The following is a 16,673-nucleotide window of genomic DNA, read 5'->3' as shown; positions in this document are numbered from 1 at the left end:
GTGGCGAAACGAGTTTATTCCAACCGCCCCAACGGCGACCGTGCGACCGATCACCCGCCGCGCGGTCGTCGGCTTCGTGTTCGTCGTCCTCGCCCTCCTCGCCCTCGGCGCCCTCCCCTCGCTTTTGGCCTCCGGCGAGCCATACTACCTGACGGCGACGCCGACCGACGCCGACGGCCCCGCCGTCGACGCCACGAACCTCTCCGACCGTCGGTACCCCTACCTCACCGAGGCCATCGACACCGGGCGGTCGGCCCCCTACCGCCGCGGACCTATCGGGCTGAAGGAGGCGTTCTCGCACTCGCCGTTCGACGAGCGACAGGGACTGATCGCCCGGAACCCCGACGCCCGTCGGGACGGCGGCGTCCTCGTCGTCGACGGCGAGGATCGCTACCTAGTGGAGGTGACGCGGTCGTGAACGACGGCGAGGACCACGACTGGCCGGTGCTCGAGTCGGTCACCGAGTACGAGACCGGCTGGTACACCGGCGGCTACGACCTGGTGGAACAGCCCGACGGCTCGACCAAACGCTACTACTGGGCGGAACTCCCACCCGCCGCCGTCGTCGTCGCCGTCGCCGAGGGGTCCCTCCTCTTCGTCGAACAGTACCGGCCGACGATCCGCGAGACCCACCTCGAACTCCCCGCGGGCATCGTCGAGTCCGGCGAATCCTTCACGACGGCCGCGGCGCGCGAACTCCGCGAGGAGACGGGCTTCGTTCCGGACTCGACCGCGCTCCTCCAGGAGTTCTGGACCTGTACCGGCGTCCTCCGACACCGCCGCGGCATCGTCTTCGCCGAGGGGCTGACCCCCGCCGACCGCGACCTCGACGGCAACGAGTTCCTCACCCCCCGTCCCGTCCCCGTCGAGGAGGCCCTCGACGTGGCCCGCCGTCAGCCGACCAACGACGCCACGGTCGAGGGTGTCCTGCTGGCCCGGGAGGAGGGACTGCTGTGAGCCTTCGCGATGGCGGGCAGACGCGTGCGGCGGCGCACACGGGAGGTGATGGCTTCGGAGCCCGCCGCTCGCTCCCGACGCTCCGGATCGCGGCCCCGCCGCCGACCCGCCGGGATCGGCGGACGATCCGGAGTGACGCGCCGCGGGCCGTAACGAAAATCCAGATTCCACCTATCCGACGACATAAGTTCCGCCCCGACGGAGAGGGTGGTAATGGTCCCTCGTCTCGGACGCCCCGACCTCTTCGTCGACCGATCGTCCCTCGCCACGTGGTGTCACCATGCCTGACCGCTCCTCCCTCACCGTCCTCGCCCTGATCGTCGCCTTGACGGCGAGTACTCTCACGCTCGGGGCCGGCGTCGCTGCGGCGGACAGCCAGGTGGCGATCCAGTCCGCGACTGTCGATTCGGAGACGCCACGCGTCGGCGAGGACGTGACGGTCAGGACGACGATCCGCAACTTCGAGAGTGCCACCACCGCCGCCCGGATCAACCAGGTGTCGCTCCGGCAGGGCACCCGCACCCTCACCACGTCGAAGGACCCGGGCACGATCGGCACCGGCGGCTCGATCGAGTTGCCCCTGACGACGACCTTCGACTCGCCCGGACGCAAGCAACTCACGGTCCACGTCTACGGCGTGAGCGCCGACGGCAACGTGTTCAACCTCGAGTATCCGGTGTCGATGACGGTCAACGACCACGGCGGCGACGTGCAACTGTCGCTGGAGACGCCGACCGACCCCTCGACCGAGAGTCGGGTGAACGTCACCGTCGCCAACGGCGCGGCCACCAACGTCTCCAACCTCCGCCTGACGCTCTCGGGGCCGAACGCCACCGTCGAGGATGCCAGCCGGGTGAACGCGTCGCTCCTCGGCGGTCGCGAGCGCGTCGTCGGGTACGACGTGACCTTCGACGGCGCCGGCCGGCACCCGCTCACCGCGACGCTCGGCTATCGCGACCCGAACGGGAACCGGGACACCGTCACCGAGACGCGGACGTTCGTCGTCGACCCAGCGCGCGTCGACGCCGAACTCGACGCGGAGGTGGTCCGCGAGAACGACACGGCCCGCATCGACACCTCGCTCACCAACTTCGGGAACGTCCCGCTGGAGGGGGTCCGTCTGCGCGCCGAGTCGGACGGCGAGACGGTCGCCCGCAAACTCGTCGGGGACGTGGGGATCGAGTCCACCCGTGACGTCTCCATCGGCGAGTCCAGCCTGCCGGCCGGCGAGGTGACCCTCCACGCGGTCTACGAGGCCGCCGGCGACACGCACGAGACGGCGACGGTCGTCGACTTCGCGCCGACGACCGACGGGCGGATCACGCTGACCGGCATCGAGGTCCTCCCGGCCGGCGGCTCGATCAGACTCGCCGGTAGCGCCTCGAACACCGGCGAGACGACCGTGACCGGCGCCGTCGTGAGCGTCGTCGGGACCGACCGCGTGACGCCGGTTTCGCCGGCGAAGGACTACTTCGTCGGCAACGTCCCCGCCGGCGAGTTCACGTCCTTCGAGTTGACCGCGCGCCTGGCCGGGAACCGGACCGACGCGGTGCCCGTCCGCATCAGCTACATCGCGGACGGTCGGGAGTACTCCCGGGTCGTCGAAGTCGACCTCGCCGATGCCGGCGGTGGCGCCCCCGCCGGTCCGCAGGCTGGCAGGGGGGAGCCCGACGGCCCGCCCGGCGGTGGCGGCTTCCTCGGCGTCGGCCGGATCGACGTGGTCGGCCTCCTGCTTCGCCTCGCCGCCGTCCTCGCCGTCGGGGCCGGCGTGATCTACTGGTGGCGGCGCCGCGGCGACGACGAGCAATGACCGAGCGAACCCGCGACGCCCCCGAGGCCGACTCGCCCCCCGAGCGACCGGCCGGACCGGTCGCCGAACTCGACGGCGTGACCAGGGAGTACCGGAGCGGCGGCGAGACCATCGCCGCGCTCGCGGACGTGGACTTCGCGGTCGACCCCGGCGAGATGGTCGCCGTCATCGGTCCCAGCGGGTCCGGCAAGAGCACGCTCCTCAACGTGCTCGGCCTCCTCGATGTCCCCACCGCGGGGACGGTCCGACTCGACGGCGGCGACGTGACCGACTACGACGACGAGGCGCGCACGATGGCCCGCCGGCGCACCATCGGCTTCGTCTTTCAGTCCTTTCACCTCGTCCCGATGCTGACCGCCGTCGAGAACGTCCTCGTGCCGACGATGTTCGTCGAGGGCGACCAGCGCCCGCGGGCGCGGAGCCTCCTCGAACGGGTGGGGCTGGGCGACCGACTCGACCACCGCCCCGACCAGCTCTCGGGCGGCCAGCGCCAGCGCGTCGCCATCGCCCGCGCGCTGGTGAACGAGCCCAGACTCCTCCTGGCCGACGAGCCGACGGGCAACCTCGACCGCGACACCGGGCGCAACATCTTGGAGGAGTTCGAGCGCATCAGCGCCGAGGAGGAGGTCGGCGTGGTGTCGGTCACCCACGACGAACTGGTCACGGAGTTCACCGACCGGACGGTCGAACTGATCGACGGAGTGATCCAGTGATCGACCCTCTCGATTTCCCGGCGCTCCGGATGGCGTGGCTCAACCTCCGCCGGAACACGCTCCGCACCGGGCTGGCGACCCTCGGCATCGTCATCGGCGTCGTCGCCATCGCGGGCATCGGCATCACGGGTACGGCGCTCCAGTACGGCGCCACACAGGAGTTGGGCGGCCTCTCGAACACGGTGACGGTCTTCCCCGGCGAGGAGAACGCCGCCGACGTCATCACCGACCAACAGGTCGACTCCATCGAGCGGGTGGCGACGGGCGCGGTGGTCGCCCCCCAGCGCTCGGAGCGGATGGAGGTGGCCTCGCGCTCGGAGCGACGGCAGGTGAGCGTCGAGGCCGTCTCCCGGCCGGCCGCCCTCTACGACGCGGCCGAGGGGACCATCCCGACGCCGATGCGGAGCGGCGCCCTGCTCAACGCCGAACTCGCCGACGAACTCGGCGTGGAACTCGGCCAGACGGTCTCCATCGGCGGACGATCCTATCGGATCATCGCCATCCTCGACGAGCCGGGCGGCTTCGGGCAGGGCGTCTCGGTGGTCGTCCCGCTCGACGACGTCGACCGGGACGGTTACGATCAGGTGACCGTCGTCACCGAGGACGGCGAGGCGGCCCAGCGACTCGCCGCGGAGATTCCCCAGGAGTTGAACCAGCGCGAGGAGGTGGTCGATACGTTCACCCCCGCCGACATCCAGGAGAGCGTCAGCGGCTTCTTCGCGACGCTGAACGCCGCGCTCCTCGGCGTCGGCTCCATCTCGCTGGTGGTCGCCGGCGTCAGCATCCTGAACGTGATGCTGATGAGCGTCGTCGAGCGACAGGCCGAGATCGGCGTGTTCCGGGCCGTGGGCATCCGCCGGCGCGAGGTGATGCGGATGATCGTCGCCGAAGCGACGCTGCTGGGCGTGGTCGGCGGTCTCGTCGGCGTCGTCCTCTCCCTGCTGATCGGCTACGCGGTCAACGGCCTCCTCAACGGCCAGCCCGCCCTCGTCTTGCAGCCCCGCAACCTCGAGTTCCTCGCGCTCGGGTTCGGCTTCGCGGTGCTCGCGAGCACGCTCAGCGGTCTCTACCCCGCCTGGAAGGCGTCGACGGCCAACCCCGTCGAAGTGCTCCGCGGGTAGCCCGCGCTACCCTCCCTCGGTCGGAGGAAACGGTTATGTGACACAGCCCGCAAGGCCACCTACTATGGGACGTACGCTCACGGAGAAGATCCTCGCCGATCACCTCGTCGACGGCGACATCGAGACCGGCGAGGAGATCGGTATCGAGGTAGACCAGACCATCGCCCACGACCTGACGGGGACGATGGCGTGGCTCCAGTTCGAGGCGCTCGGCCTCGACGAGGTGAAAGTCGAGGTGGCCGGCCAGCACTGTGACCACCAGACCTACCAGCCGGACTTCAAGGTCTCCGACGACCACCGCTTCCTCCGGTCGGCGGCGGGCACCTACGGCGCGTACTTCGCACGCCCGGGGACCGGCATCCTGCACCAGGTCCACAAGGAGAACTTCACCGCCCCGGGGAAGACCCTGCTCGGCGCCGACTCCCACACCCCGACCGCGGGGGGCGTGGGATCGCTCGGCATCGGCACCGGCGGTCTCGACGTGGCCACCGCGATGGGCGGTGCGCCCTTCTATCTCGACGTGCCGGAGGTGGTGAACGTCCGCCTGGAGGGTGAACTGCCCGAGTGGACGACCGCCAAGGACGTGATCCTCGAACTGCTGCGCCGCTACTCCGTCAAGTTCGGCGTCGACAAGGTGTTCGAGTACACCGGCCCGGGCGTCGAGACCCTCTCGGCCCACGAGCGGACCGTCATCACGAACATGGGGACTGAGCTGGGTGCGACCACCTCGATCTTCCCGAGCGACGAGCGCACGAAGGAGTTCTTCGACCGACTGGGCCGGCCCGAGGACTTCGTCGAACTCGCGCCCGACCCCGACGCCGAGTACGACGACGAGATCGTCGTCGACCTCTCGGAGCTGGAGCCGCTGATCGCCTGTCCGTCGATGCCGGACAACGTCGTGCCCGTCCGCGAGGTGTCGGGGATCGAGGTCGATCAGGTGCTCGTCGGCTCCTGTACCAACGGCGCCTACGAGGACATCCTCCCGGTGGCGAAGATGCTCGACGGCCGTGAGGTGGCCAAACGGACCGAAACCATCGTCGCCCCGGCGTCGAAACAGGCCTCGGAGATGCTCGCACGCGACGGCTTCACCGCGGAACTGATGGCCGCCGGCGTCAGCGTCTCGGAGGCGACGTGTGGCGCCTGCATCGGCGCCGGTCACGTCCCCGCCAGCGACTCCGTGAGCGTCCGCACGTTCAACCGCAACTTCGAGGGCCGTTCGGGGATGGAGGCGGACGCGGTCTACCTCTGCTCCCCGGAGGTGGCCGCGGCGACGGCGCTGGCGGGGGAGATCACCGATCCCCGGGATCTCGCGGCCGACGTCGAGGAACCGGGGTTCGAGTACCCCGAACGCTACATCGGCGCCAGCGAATCGGACCTCATCATGCCCGACGAGGCGGTCGACGACGGCCTCGTCAAGGGACCGAACATCGACGAGGTGCCGCTGAAAGACCCGCTGGGGCGCGATCTGTCGGGCCCGGCGCTGTTGAAGATGCCCGACAACATCACGACCGACCACATCATCCCGGCCACCCAGGAGGTGTCGGTCTACCGCTCGAACGTCCCGAAGCTCTCCGAGTTCACGCTCAAGCGGGTCGACGAGACGTTCGCCGCCCGCGCCGCCGCGGCCGACGGCGGCGTCCTCGTCGCCGGCGAGAACTACGGTCAGGGCTCCTCGCGTGAACACGCCGCCCTCTGTCCGATGTATCTGGGGGTCGGGGCCGTCCTCGCGCAGTCCTTCGCCCGCATCCACAAGTCCAACCTGATCAACTTCGGGCTTCTCCCGCTGACGATCGACGAGGAAACGTACGAGCGGATCGACCAGGGCGACGAGATCGATATCGTCGACGACGCCGCCGCGGCCGTCGAGAGCGGGCAGGAGACGCTGACGATCCGCGTCGACGACGACTGGGAGGCGACGGTCGGCCTCGACGCCAACGAGCGCGAACGGGAACTGCTCGCGGCCGGCGGGAAACTCCCGCACACCCGCCAGCGGTTCGCCGACGAGGCGGGGGAGGCCTGAGCCTACGTCAGGAGTTCCTCGTCACACTCCGGGCAGACCTGCATGTCGTTGACGGAGCGGGCCGCCGGGTTCTCCCCACAGAGTTCACACGCCGGGACCGTGCGCTCGGGGGGCACTGCACGCGCGTCGCCGTCGGGGCCCTCCCCCTCGCCCTCCGCCATCGCCTCGTGCGGGAGCGAGGGACCCCGGATCCGCGTGAAGTAAAGCACGACCCCGAGGATCGCGAGCGACCCGACGAGGAAGCCGAGTTCGAAGGCCATCGGCGACCGTACGGGCTCGACGGCCGTTAGCCTTTCCCACGGTCAGGCGTCGATCAGCCCCCACGAGATCCGGTCCCACACCCGTTCGTACCCGTAGTAGGTCCCCGTCTTCACGAGGTTGGCCACGAGGCCGACGCTGACGGCGTCGCCGACGTCGCCGACGACCACCCACGCGACGATGACGGTGACAGCCACCATCGACAGCCGATAACAGACCGTCTTCACGAGCGCTCGACGCCGCGCTTGCCGCGGCGTTCGCGCGGTGACGCCCCCGGACATGTCCCGTCCTACGGCCGGTCGCGGCATAAGTGTAACCACGAACAGTAACTTCTAGAGGCGAACGTAACCCTATGTGGTTATATCCCGGCCGAAACAGCGGCGGCTACTCGAGGTCGGGCCGCGAGAGCTCGGTGTACTTGTCGGTGAGGAACTCGAGCAGGACCGGCGTGCCCTCCTTGGTCTTCTCGACGCCGCGTTCGATGGCGTCGGCGACGTTCGCGGGGTCCTCGACGCGTTCGCCGTAGCCGCCCATGGACTCGGCGAAGTCGGCGTAGTGGCCCGAGAACGGCGTGTCGTAACTCGCCATCTCGAAGTTGTTGAGGACGATTTCGAGGACCGGGATGTCCTCGCGGACGGCCGTCTCGAAGTCCATGCCGGTCATGCCGATGGCGCCGTCGCCCATGACGTGGACACAGACCTTCTCGGGGTGGACGAGCTTCGCGCCCATCATCAGGCCGAGGCCGTAGCCGAGCTGCGTGGTCTTGCCCCAGCCGAGGTAGGAGAGCGGTTCGGTCACCTCGAAGAAGGGGGCCATGAAGTCGCGGGCGTTGCCGGCGTCGGCGGTGGCGACGACCTCCTCCTTGTCGACCGTCTCGTTCAGTTCGTGGACGACCCGGTAGGGGTTGATCGGCGTCTCGTCGGATTCGAGCACGTCGGCCCAGTCGTCGCGCCACTCGGATTCGATCGCCGCGATCTCCGCGGTCACGTCGTCGTACCGGCCGAAGTCGGTATCGTCGATCCGGCTGTGGATCTCGTCGACGATGGCCTCGAGGACGAGTTTCGCGTCGCCGATGACCGCGAGGTCGGACTTGTAGTCCTTGTCCACGTCGCCGGGGTCGTTCGTCGAGTGGATGAGGGTGTTGTCCTCCGTGGGCGGCGTGATGCCGTACGCGGTCTTGGTGAAGCTACACCCGAGGCCGAAGAGGACGTCGGCCTCGTGGACGAAGTGGTTGAGCTGACGGGGTTCGCTCTTCGACCCCGCGCCGAGCGAGAGCGGGTGATCCTCGGGGAAGGCGCTCTTGCCGTTGAGCGTGGTCGCCACGGGCGCCTCCAGCAGTTCCGCGAGTTCCTTCAGGGGCTCCCAGGCCTTCGCGTAGTGGACGCCCTGTCCGGCGTTGATGACCGGCAGGTCGGCGGAAAGCAGCGCGTCCGCGGCGTCGGAGACGGCCTCGGGGTCCGGCCCAGAGCGTGTCGACGACGTGGGTTCGTAGTCGATGTCGTCGACCTCCTCGTAGAAGACGTCCTTCGGAATTTCGACCAGACCCGGCCGCTGGCGCCCGTTTCGCGCCGCCTGGAACGCCCGCCGGATCGTCTCCCCGGTCGCCTCGGGGTCGGTCAACTGCTCCGTCGTCTTCGTGACCGCCTGGTAGTTGATGAGCGAACTGAACTTGGGGTCCGTGTTCGTTTTCGCCCGCGAGTAGCCCGCCGGGAGCGCGACGATGGGCGCCGACTCGGCGTAGGCCTGGGCGATCCCGCCCACCGAGTTCTCCGTCCCCGGCCCGTGCTGGCAGGCGAACGCCTCGACCTGGTCCCCGGAGGTGATCCGGGCGATGCCGTCGAGGATGTGGGCGCCGGTTCGCTCCTGCCGGACGACGATGGGGCGGATGCCCGCCTCCTCGGCGGCGTCGTCGTCGAACAGGGGGTTGCTCGGGAATCCGATCAGGTGATCGACACCTTCCTCGGCCAGTATCTCCGCGACTGCGTCTGTTACGTTCATCCTACCGTTCACCCATTACCTCCGGGGTTGTAAAGTTAATTTTTATTAAAGATAGGGACAGATACCTAACTCGCAGTCGTCGATTGTCGAAGATTTGGGGGACGGACGTCCAACCGACAGTCGTCATCTGTCGAAACGTTGAATAGCGAGAGTCCGGATTTCGGACACATGCCCGAGAGACCGCAGCTCGAACGACTCTGTGTCCACGAGTCCGTATCGACAAAGATCCCGGTCGAGGGGTTCGCCGAGGCCTTCGCCGACCTCGACGTGCCCGTCGAGGTCGTCGGCGACGACGAGACCTTCGACCGGACGGACGCGGTCGCGTCGTTCCGTCCCCGCGATGCCTTCCTCGATGCCGGCTGGGTCCACTGCATCCGCGCCGGCTACGACGAGTTCGACACCGACGCCTACGAAGCCGAGGGCGTCCCCCTCACCAACAGCACGGGCATCCACGACACGACCGTCGGCGAGATCGCCGTCGGCTACATGGTGTCGCTGGCCCGGATGCTCCACGTCTACCGCGACCACCAGAACGAGAACCACTGGTTCGAACCCGACTACGAACGGCCCTTTACCGTGGAAAACGAGCGGCTCTGTGTCGTCGGCCTCGGCACCCTGGGCCGCGGCATCGCCGAGCGCGCCGACGCCCTCGGGATGGACGTCGTCGGCGTCCGGCGCTCCCAGGAGTCGGTCCCTGGGGTCTCGGAGATCTACCACCCCGACGACCTCCACGAGGCCATCGACGGCGCGCGCTTCGTCGCCATCGCCGTCCCCCACACCCCGGAGACCGAGGGGATGTTTTCGACCCCCGAGTTCGAGGTCATGCGCGACGACGCCTACCTGATCAACGTCGCCCGCGGCCCCATCGTCGACGAAGACGGCCTGATCGAGGCCCTCGACGCCGGGACCATCGCCGGCGCCGGCCTCGACGTCTTCGAGACCGAACCCCTCCCCGAGGACAACCCGCTCTGGGACTTCGAGGAGGTCATCATCTCCCCGCACCGCGGCTCCGCTACCAACCGCTATCACCTCGACATCGCCGACCTGGTGATGGAGATCTTCGAACAGCACCGGGCCGGCGAGGAACTCCGCAACCGGGTCGCCTAGGGACCGATCGGGTCGTCGAGTTCCGCCGCGCCGACCGGTCCACCACAGGCTCCACACTGCCCGACGTGGTCGGGACCGGTGCCGCCTTGTGGACGTGGCCGCAGTCGTGACACACTTGGCGCGCTGCGTCGAGCATGCGCGCGGCGGTTTCGTCGGCTCGACGACGTGTCTCGGGGCCGCCGTCGCAACCTACTAACCGTCCCCACCACTACGACGGCCGATGGGTGCGCGACCGTTCGACGCGCTCGCCCGGGCCCTCGACCGCGCCGGGATCATCGACCCGCCGCGTCTCCGCGAGACGTTCGACCTCTCGTGGCCCCGGATCGTCACCGGACTGGCCATCCTGTCCAAATCCACCGTGGATCTGGCGATGGTCGGCTGGGACGTGGGGACGGCGGCCGTCGCCGGTCTCGCCTTCGCCAACGTCTACTGGCAGGTGGGCAAGTACCTCGGCATCGGCCTCGCGGGCGGGACGGTCACCCTCGTCTCGCAGGCCTACGGCGCCGGGGACTCGTCGCGGGCCAGCGCGACCGTCGCCGTCTCCCTCGCCGTCACGCTCCTGATCGCGACGCCGATAGCGACCCTCTATGCCGCGTTCGCGCCCGAACTCGTGGCTGTCCTCGGCTCCGACCCCGAACCGCTGGGGCACGCGGCCACCTACCTCGCCCTCGTCGCGCCGGCGCTCCTGTTCGAGTTCCCGAACCTGATCGCCAGCCGAACCTACGCGGGCGTCGGCGACACCGTGACGCCCATGCTGATCCGCGCGGGCGGTGCCCTGCTGAACATCGCCTTCTCGGCGACGCTGATCTTCGGGTACGGCCTCGGCGTCGCCGGCGCCGCCCTCGGCACCTCGCTCGCCACGGGCGTCGTCGCCCTCGTCTTCGCGTGGGGACTCGCCGGCCGGTCGTACGCCGGCCGCGGCGCGTGCCCCGTCGCAGTCACGCGCTCGACGCTCGGGTTCGACGGCTTCGCGGCCCTGACCCGCCGGCTGCTCTCGGTCTCCGCGCCACTGATGGCCCGCCGCACCGCCGAGATGCTCGTCGCCTTCCCGCTGGTCGCCATCGCGGCCACCTTCGGTCCCGCCGTCGTCGCCGCCTACGAGGTGGCCCGGCGGGTCCGAACCCTCCTCGACAGCTTCTCGTGGGGCTTCTCCATCGCCGCGAGCACGCTCGTCGGCCAGCGCCTCGGCGCCGGCGACGCGGCCGACGCCGAAGCCTACGCCCGTGCCATCGTCCGCCTCTCGGCGACGGTGTATCTCGTCGCCGGCACGCTCGTCTTCGCGCTCTCGGGGCACGTCGCCGGCCTGTTCGTCGACGACCCCGCCGTGATCGGCGTCGCCGGCCCCTTCGTCGCCGCCGCGGCCGTCAGCGTCGTCTTCCTCGGCGTCGACGGCTCCGCCACCGGAACCCTCCGGGGTGCGGGCGACACCCGCTACCCCTTCCTCGTCTCGCTGTTCGGCCGGTACGCCTGTGCGCTCCCGCTCGCGGCGCTCGGCCTCGTGACGCCCCTCGGCGCCGCCGCCCTACTCGGGGCGATGGTCGTCGAATCGGCGGTGCCCGCCGCCCTGAACGTCTCCCGCGTGCGGTCGAACCGCTGGAAGGCCGTCGGCCGGGCACACGTCGCCGCCGGCGCGAGCGACTAACCCCGATCCGCGGCCCGTCGGCGACCCGGTCGACCAAGCCGTGCCGTTTTGTCGCTCCGCCCGTACTGTGGGTATGACCGACATCGGCATCGTGGGCGCGGGCGCGGCCGCCGCGGCCGCCACCTACGTCATCGACGGCGCGCTCCCCGACGCATCGATCACCGTCTTCGAGAAGTCGGGCGGGCTCTGTGGCCGCGCGGCGACGCGCCGCCGCGGCGACGTGACCTACGACTACGGCGCCAACTACCTCAAGGACGACGACGACCGGGTGGTCGACCTCGTCTCCACCTTCGACGACGGCCTCGTGGAGGTCGCGGGCGATATCCACGTCTTCGACCGCTCGGGGACGGTGAGCGAGGGGCGCGACGCCGACGAGCGGAAGTGGACCTACCGGACCGGCCTGACCCGCCTGGCGAAACACCTCTTCGGCGCCACCGACGCGACGGTCCACCGGCGGACCCGGGTCGAACGGATCGCTCGATCCGACGGCGCGTGGACCCTCACTGACGACGACGGCGGGACACGTGGCCCTTTCGACGTCCTCCTGTTGAACCCGCCCGCACCGCAGACGGCGACGCTCCTGGAGACGGCCGACTGGGACGCCGCGGCCCGGGACGACCTCCTCGCGGCGACCCGCGACGTTGACTACCGCACGGTGTGGACGGCCGTCCTCGGCTACCCCTTCGAACTCGACCGTCCGTACTACGCCCTCGTGAACACCGACAAGGAACACGACGTCGGGTGGGTCGCCCGCGAGGAGTGCAAACCCGGTCACGTCCCCGACGGCGAGTCGGTGCTGGTGGTGCAGGCGAACCACGAGTGGTCCGTCGAGCGCTACGACGCGGATCCGGCGCGGAACGTCGCCGACCTGGCCGACCACGCGGCCGCCCTCCTCGACGACGAGCGCCTGGCCGACCCCGCGTGGACCGACCACCAAGGCTGGCGGTACGCCCTCCCCGAGTCGGGGCTCCGCCGTGGCGCCCGCACCCCCGCCGAGGACGCCGGCTGCTACGTCCTCGGCGACTGGGTCGCCGGCGAAGCCCGCCTCCACGCCGCCGTCCGGAACGGCCTCGACACCGGGGAACGGATCGTCCACGCGCGCTGATCGCCCGCTCGCGCCGAACCGGCTGTCAATCAAATTACAAATAGATGTGTTTATATTGTCGATGAGCCTACCGATCCCCGATGGAACCCCCCGCAATCGCGACGGTCCTCGTGACGGCGTTCGTGGTGCTGTCAACGGTGGGCGTCGGCGTCGCCGTCGAGGGCACGGAGACGGCGGCGAACGTCCCGGACGCGGCGGCACAGATCAGCCAGACCGGCGGTGCGAGCGCGCTCGCCCCGCGCGGACGCTGGAACCCGGCGACGAGCCGCGGCGAGGTCGTCCTCGACGGCGGCAGCTACTACCGGATCTACCAGGGCGAACGCGACGTGGATCGGTGGCGCCGCGCCAGCGACGACGCCGACGTGACGGGGGCGTCGTTGATCGGCGAGGGCGGGGCCGCCGAGGGGCAGGTTCTCGACCTCTCGGCGTCGATCCCCCGCAGACAGCCGGTCGGCCGGTATTCGGACTCGGGGCTGTCGGCGCTGGTCGTCCAGCCGCGGGTCACGTCCCTCCGCGTGCTCAATCGCCGGGGCGTCGAACTCGGTGCCGACGCGACCGTCCCGCGCGATAGCCGCCTCCTCCTCCGGGCCGACTGGAACTTCGCCGAGGCCGAGGACCTGCAGATCGATCTGGTCCGCGACGGCGTCCGCTACGAACGCGAGGCCCTGTCGACCGACGCGTCGAGCGAGCAACTGGCCGCCCTGCCCGACGGGTTCGCGCGGGCGGATCTGGCCCGCGAGGTCCAGGGGTCGGGGACCACCGGTCGCCCGACCGCGGCGTGGCTATTCGACTGCTCCGACCTCGATTCCGGCACCTACACCCTGCGGGTCGAGGGCGTCGACGACCTCACCGAGGGGGCGGCCGCCCGGACGATGCGGGTTCGGATCGGCTCCGACGCGTCGCCGACCATCGGCGTCGACGGTCGGACCGTCACGCGCGGGCAGTGGTCGCGGTACACGGTCTCGGGGGCCGAGCCGGGCGACTACCACGCCGTCTCCGTCGATCGGAGCCGGCTCCGGAGTTCGTCGACCGACCCCGCCGGGCTGTTCCGCTCCGTCGGCGACGTGGTGGCGACCGGGAGCACGAGTCGGGCGGTCTACGCGGTCCTCGAAATCCCCGAGAGCGGGCGGGCGGTGGGCGCCGTCGACACGGGACTGCTCGACACCGGGCGGACGTCCCTGCGGTTGCACCCGGCCCGGTCGAGTCGGGCCGACGCCGTCGCGAGCGTGGACAGCCAGCCGGACGGGGTCCGCGGGGTTACCGTCGACGTCGAACGGGGCGGCCTCTCGACGAACGTCGGGGACCTCACCTACACCGTCGGCTCCGAAATCGACGTGCGCGGCACCGGCGAGGACGCGGACCGCGTAGCCCTGTACGTCCGCGACGGCGGCGACTGGTACCTCCTGACGCTCGACGGCCGTGCGACGACGCGGGTCGACTCCGACGGCGTCTGGGAGGCGCGGCGGGTCGTCCTCTCGCGGGAGGGCGACGGCGGTCGGCTGTTGAGCATCCCCGGCACCTACCGGCTGGCCGTCGTCGACGCCGACGCACTCGGGAGCGACCCGCCGCGACGGGTCTCCCGCTCCGAGTTCGACCGCCTCCGGAGCGTCCAGCGGAACATCCGCACCGTCGCGCCCGGCCTCGCCGCCCGGCCGATCACGCACGGCGGCGAAGTCGCCGACGTCGACGACGTGACCGTCCGCGGAACCGCCGCCGGCGCCACCGAGGTCGCGGTCGTCCTCGTCGACGAGCGCGGCGGGATCCGCACCGAGCGGGTTCGCGTCGACCGCGATACGACCTTCGAGGTGACGTTCGCGCCCGACGACCTGGAGCGTGGCCGCGTCACGGCGCTGATCGCGACCCCCGGCCGTGACGGCCGGTTCGGGAGCGGGAGCGTGCGCACGCCCGACGGGACGTCGATCACCCTCGACTCCGTGGGCGACTTCCTGCGCTACGTCGAGTCACAGCGCGACCGGAGCCCGACCGGCCAGCAGGTCCTCGCCCGGATCGACGGCCAGGTGCTGACCGTCGCTGGCGGCGACGACCTCGCAGTCCGGGAAACGTTCCGGCTGGCCGGTCCCCGGACGACGGTGACCGACGTGGTGCCGGCGTCCACCCCCGACGCGACCGGCGTCCTGGCCGTCCCACCCGGCGAGACGATGCTCGTCCGCGGGGCGACCAACCGGAACCCCGACGACGCCACCGTCGTCGTCGAGGTGACCGAGGGGCCGTCGGCGGCGTCGTTCCCGTTGGTGACTGCGCCGTCGTGGTCGGCCGACGGCGTCTGGACGGCGCGGCTGGCGGTGCCGAGCGACGCCACACCCGGCACGTACACCCTCGAGGTCGACGACGGCGAGAACACGTTCACTCGATCGGTGGTGGTGGGCCGGACGCGGACGGCGACCCCGACGACGACCCCGACGGAACGCCCGACCGCCACTGCCACGGCGACGCCGACGGCGACCCCGACGGAACGCCCGACCGCCACTGCCACGGCGACGCCGACGGCGGCGCCGACGAGCGGCGACGGCTCCGGCTTCGGTCCGCTCGCGTTCGTGACCGCGCTCCTCGCGCTGGCCGCCGCCGCGGTAGCTCGCCGGCGCTGAGCCGCCCCCGGCTCAGACGGATTACTGTAACTGTTCCACTGGCGGTTCGCCGGACCGTGGCGGCGAACTACCGGTGATGACTCACACGAAACCGTATCAGGCCCCGCGGACCCCGGCCTCGACGTCGAACCGGCGGAACGCCGGCAGCGTCGCGGCCGCGAGTGCGATTTCGAGGCCGCCGACGACCAGGAACGCCGCCCGGTAGCCGTAGGCGTCGGCGACGAGGCCGCCCGCGACGATGCCGACGAGGAAGCCCACGCTCCCGGCGATGTTGAATCCGGCCATGGCGACGCCACGGTCCGCGGGGGCCGCGAGGTCCGTCACCAGCGCCAGCGTCGCCGGCACCATGAGCGCCCCGAGGACCCCCACGAGCACCATCCCCGCCTGGGCGGCCCGCAGGCTCGATACGGCGCCGACGAGGATCACTGCCCCGCCGTACAGCGCCGATCCCCCGACGATGGGCAGGGTCCGGCCGATCCGGTCCGAGACGACGCCGAAGGGGTACTGGAGCAGCGCGAAGGGGGCGAAAAACAGCGCGAGCGTCAGCCCCGTCGCGCCCGGACTCAGATCGAAGACGGACCGGAAGTAGAGGGTGCCGACCAGCGAGAAGAAGCCGGCGGTGAGCCGGTCCGCGAAGCCGAAACAGTAGGGGAGCGCGAGCCGCGGCGTCCGGCGGAGGCCGGCGAACGGCGACTCCCGCTCCCCGGACGCGGGCGCCCGATCCACCACGAACGGCACACAGAGCGCGACCAAGAGGAAGACGCCGCTCGCGGCGTACAGGGGGACGAACGGCCCCAGTCCGTAGAGCGCGCCGCCGACGGGAGCGCCGGTGGCCGTCCCGAGGCCGATGGCGATGCCCGCCGCACCCATGTTGCGGCCGTGAGAGCCCTCCAGGTCCATCAGCATCGTCATCGACAGGGAGAAGGCGCCGACGACGGCCGCGCCCTGGAACGCCCGGAGTGCCAGTACGGCGGCGAACGAGAGGCCGAGGGCGCCCGGCAGGACCGCGAGCAGGGCGTAGCCGACGGCGCCGAGGGCCGCCCCCGCGGCCACGAAGGGGACCCGTCGACCCGCGGCGTCGCTCGCCATCCCCCAGGGGACCGCGAAGAGGACGAACGCCGCGAACTCGACGGCCAGAAACCACATGCTCGCGTCGAGGTCCGTCGTGGCGCCGAGCGCGCCGACGAGCGTGTCGATCCCCGGATAGAGGAGCACCTGGGCGAACAGGGTCGCGAACACGACGCCGGCGAGCGCGGCGCGACTGCGGATCCGGGACACGACTCTCCGTCGTCGGAACGCGGGCGTCCACCGTCTACTGTCTTTCGGGACGCCGACT

14 protein-coding genes are annotated in these 16,673 nt (G+C 70.7%); 10 read left to right on the top strand and 4 right to left on the bottom strand.

Annotation, left to right across the window (positions count from 1 at the left end; all coding sequences use genetic code 11):
- The first annotated feature begins 40 nt into the window (after positions 1-40).
- From EI982_RS10895 to EI982_RS10870, 6 genes are all read left to right on the top strand, one after another.
- Positions 41-418: a hypothetical protein gene (locus tag EI982_RS10895; RefSeq protein WP_157689730.1), complete on the top strand. Its 378-nt coding sequence runs from the start codon at positions 41-43 to the stop codon at positions 416-418.
- Positions 415-957 carry an NUDIX hydrolase gene (locus EI982_RS10890; RefSeq protein ID WP_157689729.1) on the top strand — a complete coding sequence of 181 codons (543 nt, stop codon included), beginning with the start codon at positions 415-417 and terminating at the stop codon, positions 955-957. The genes EI982_RS10895 and EI982_RS10890 overlap by 4 nt, the downstream gene beginning before the upstream one ends.
- 280 nt (positions 958-1,237) lie before the next feature.
- A complete protein-coding gene (locus tag EI982_RS10885; protein ID WP_157689728.1) occupies positions 1,238-2,767 on the top strand; it encodes a COG1361 family protein in 1,530 nt (509 codons plus the stop codon).
- Complete coding sequence (locus tag EI982_RS10880; protein ID WP_157689727.1) at positions 2,764-3,480, top strand: ABC transporter ATP-binding protein; 717 nt, start codon at positions 2,764-2,766, stop codon at positions 3,478-3,480. The genes EI982_RS10885 and EI982_RS10880 overlap by 4 nt, the downstream gene beginning before the upstream one ends.
- Complete coding sequence (locus tag EI982_RS10875; RefSeq protein WP_233255220.1) at positions 3,477-4,601, top strand: ABC transporter permease; 1,125 nt, start codon at positions 3,477-3,479, stop codon at positions 4,599-4,601. The genes EI982_RS10880 and EI982_RS10875 overlap by 4 nt, the downstream gene beginning before the upstream one ends.
- Positions 4,602-4,665: 64 nt before the next feature.
- Positions 4,666-6,621, top strand: coding sequence for an aconitate hydratase (locus tag EI982_RS10870; protein WP_157689726.1), 1,956 nt, complete (start codon positions 4,666-4,668; stop codon positions 6,619-6,621).
- Positions 6,622-6,623: 2 nt separating this feature from the next.
- On the opposite strand, the gene EI982_RS10865 is transcribed toward EI982_RS10870, so the two are convergent.
- From EI982_RS10865 to EI982_RS10855, 3 genes are all read right to left on the bottom strand, one after another.
- Complete coding sequence (locus EI982_RS10865; RefSeq protein WP_157689725.1) at positions 6,624-6,881, bottom strand: hypothetical protein; 258 nt, start codon at positions 6,879-6,881, stop codon at positions 6,624-6,626.
- 42 nt (positions 6,882-6,923) lie between these two features.
- Positions 6,924-7,160, bottom strand: coding sequence for a DUF2061 domain-containing protein (locus tag EI982_RS10860; RefSeq protein ID WP_157689724.1), 237 nt, complete (start codon positions 7,158-7,160; stop codon positions 6,924-6,926).
- Positions 7,161-7,263: 103 nt separating this feature from the next.
- On the bottom strand, positions 7,264-8,877 hold the full coding sequence (locus tag EI982_RS10855) for a thiamine pyrophosphate-requiring protein (RefSeq protein ID WP_157689723.1): 1,614 nt from the start codon (positions 8,875-8,877) through the stop codon (positions 7,264-7,266).
- A gap of 168 nt (positions 8,878-9,045) precedes the next feature.
- Between EI982_RS10855 and ddh the strand changes: the two genes are divergently transcribed.
- The 4 genes from ddh (at position 9,046) to csg (ending at position 15,337) form a co-directional block, all read left to right on the top strand.
- Entirely contained in the window at positions 9,046-9,984 is a 939-nt protein-coding gene (gene ddh / locus EI982_RS10850) for a D-2-hydroxyacid dehydrogenase (protein ID WP_157689722.1), read from the top strand.
- A 220-nt stretch (positions 9,985-10,204) separates the two neighbouring features.
- Positions 10,205-11,626 carry an MATE family efflux transporter gene (locus EI982_RS10845; RefSeq protein WP_157689721.1) on the top strand — a complete coding sequence of 474 codons (1,422 nt, stop codon included), beginning with the start codon at positions 10,205-10,207 and terminating at the stop codon, positions 11,624-11,626.
- Positions 11,627-11,699: 73 nt separating this feature from the next.
- Positions 11,700-12,731, top strand: a complete 1,032-nt coding sequence (locus tag EI982_RS10840; protein ID WP_157689720.1) for an NAD(P)/FAD-dependent oxidoreductase — start codon at positions 11,700-11,702, stop codon at positions 12,729-12,731.
- A gap of 80 nt (positions 12,732-12,811) precedes the next feature.
- Positions 12,812-15,337, top strand: a complete 2,526-nt coding sequence (csg, locus tag EI982_RS10835; protein WP_157689719.1) for an HVO_2072 family ArtA-dependent S-layer glycoprotein — start codon at positions 12,812-12,814, stop codon at positions 15,335-15,337.
- Positions 15,338-15,433: 96 nt separating this feature from the next.
- Here the strand turns inward: csg and EI982_RS10830 are convergent, their stop codons facing one another.
- Positions 15,434-16,615, bottom strand: a complete 1,182-nt coding sequence (locus EI982_RS10830) for an MFS transporter (protein ID WP_157689718.1) — start codon at positions 16,613-16,615, stop codon at positions 15,434-15,436.
- Positions 16,616-16,673: the final 58 nt, after the last annotated feature.

Origin of the sequence: Haloplanus salinarum, assembly GCF_009762275.1 — an archaeon.
Taxonomy (GTDB): Archaea; Halobacteriota; Halobacteria; order Halobacteriales; family Haloferacaceae; genus Haloplanus; species Haloplanus salinarum.
This window is presented reverse-complemented; position numbering and strand designations above follow the sequence as displayed.

Excerpts from the sequence above, each read along its gene's own strand:
- EI982_RS10865 (WP_157689725.1), bottom strand. The coding sequence starts at position 6,881 with ATGGCCTTCGAACTCGGCTTCCTCGTCGGGTCGCTCGCGATCCTCGGG.
- csg (WP_157689719.1), top strand. The coding sequence starts at position 12,812 with ATGGAACCCCCCGCAATCGCGACGGTCCTCGTGACGGCGTTCGTGGTG.
- EI982_RS10885 (WP_157689728.1), top strand. The coding sequence starts at position 1,238 with ATGCCTGACCGCTCCTCCCTCACCGTCCTCGCCCTGATCGTCGCCTTG.
- EI982_RS10855 (WP_157689723.1), bottom strand. The coding sequence starts at position 8,877 with ATGAACGTAACAGACGCAGTCGCGGAGATACTGGCCGAGGAAGGTGTC.
- EI982_RS10880 (WP_157689727.1), top strand. The coding sequence starts at position 2,764 with ATGACCGAGCGAACCCGCGACGCCCCCGAGGCCGACTCGCCCCCCGAG.
- EI982_RS10840 (WP_157689720.1), top strand. The coding sequence starts at position 11,700 with ATGACCGACATCGGCATCGTGGGCGCGGGCGCGGCCGCCGCGGCCGCC.
- EI982_RS10860 (WP_157689724.1), bottom strand. The coding sequence starts at position 7,160 with ATGTCCGGGGGCGTCACCGCGCGAACGCCGCGGCAAGCGCGGCGTCGA.
- EI982_RS10870 (WP_157689726.1), top strand. The coding sequence starts at position 4,666 with ATGGGACGTACGCTCACGGAGAAGATCCTCGCCGATCACCTCGTCGAC.
- EI982_RS10845 (WP_157689721.1), top strand. The coding sequence starts at position 10,205 with ATGGGTGCGCGACCGTTCGACGCGCTCGCCCGGGCCCTCGACCGCGCC.
- ddh (WP_157689722.1), top strand. The coding sequence starts at position 9,046 with ATGCCCGAGAGACCGCAGCTCGAACGACTCTGTGTCCACGAGTCCGTA.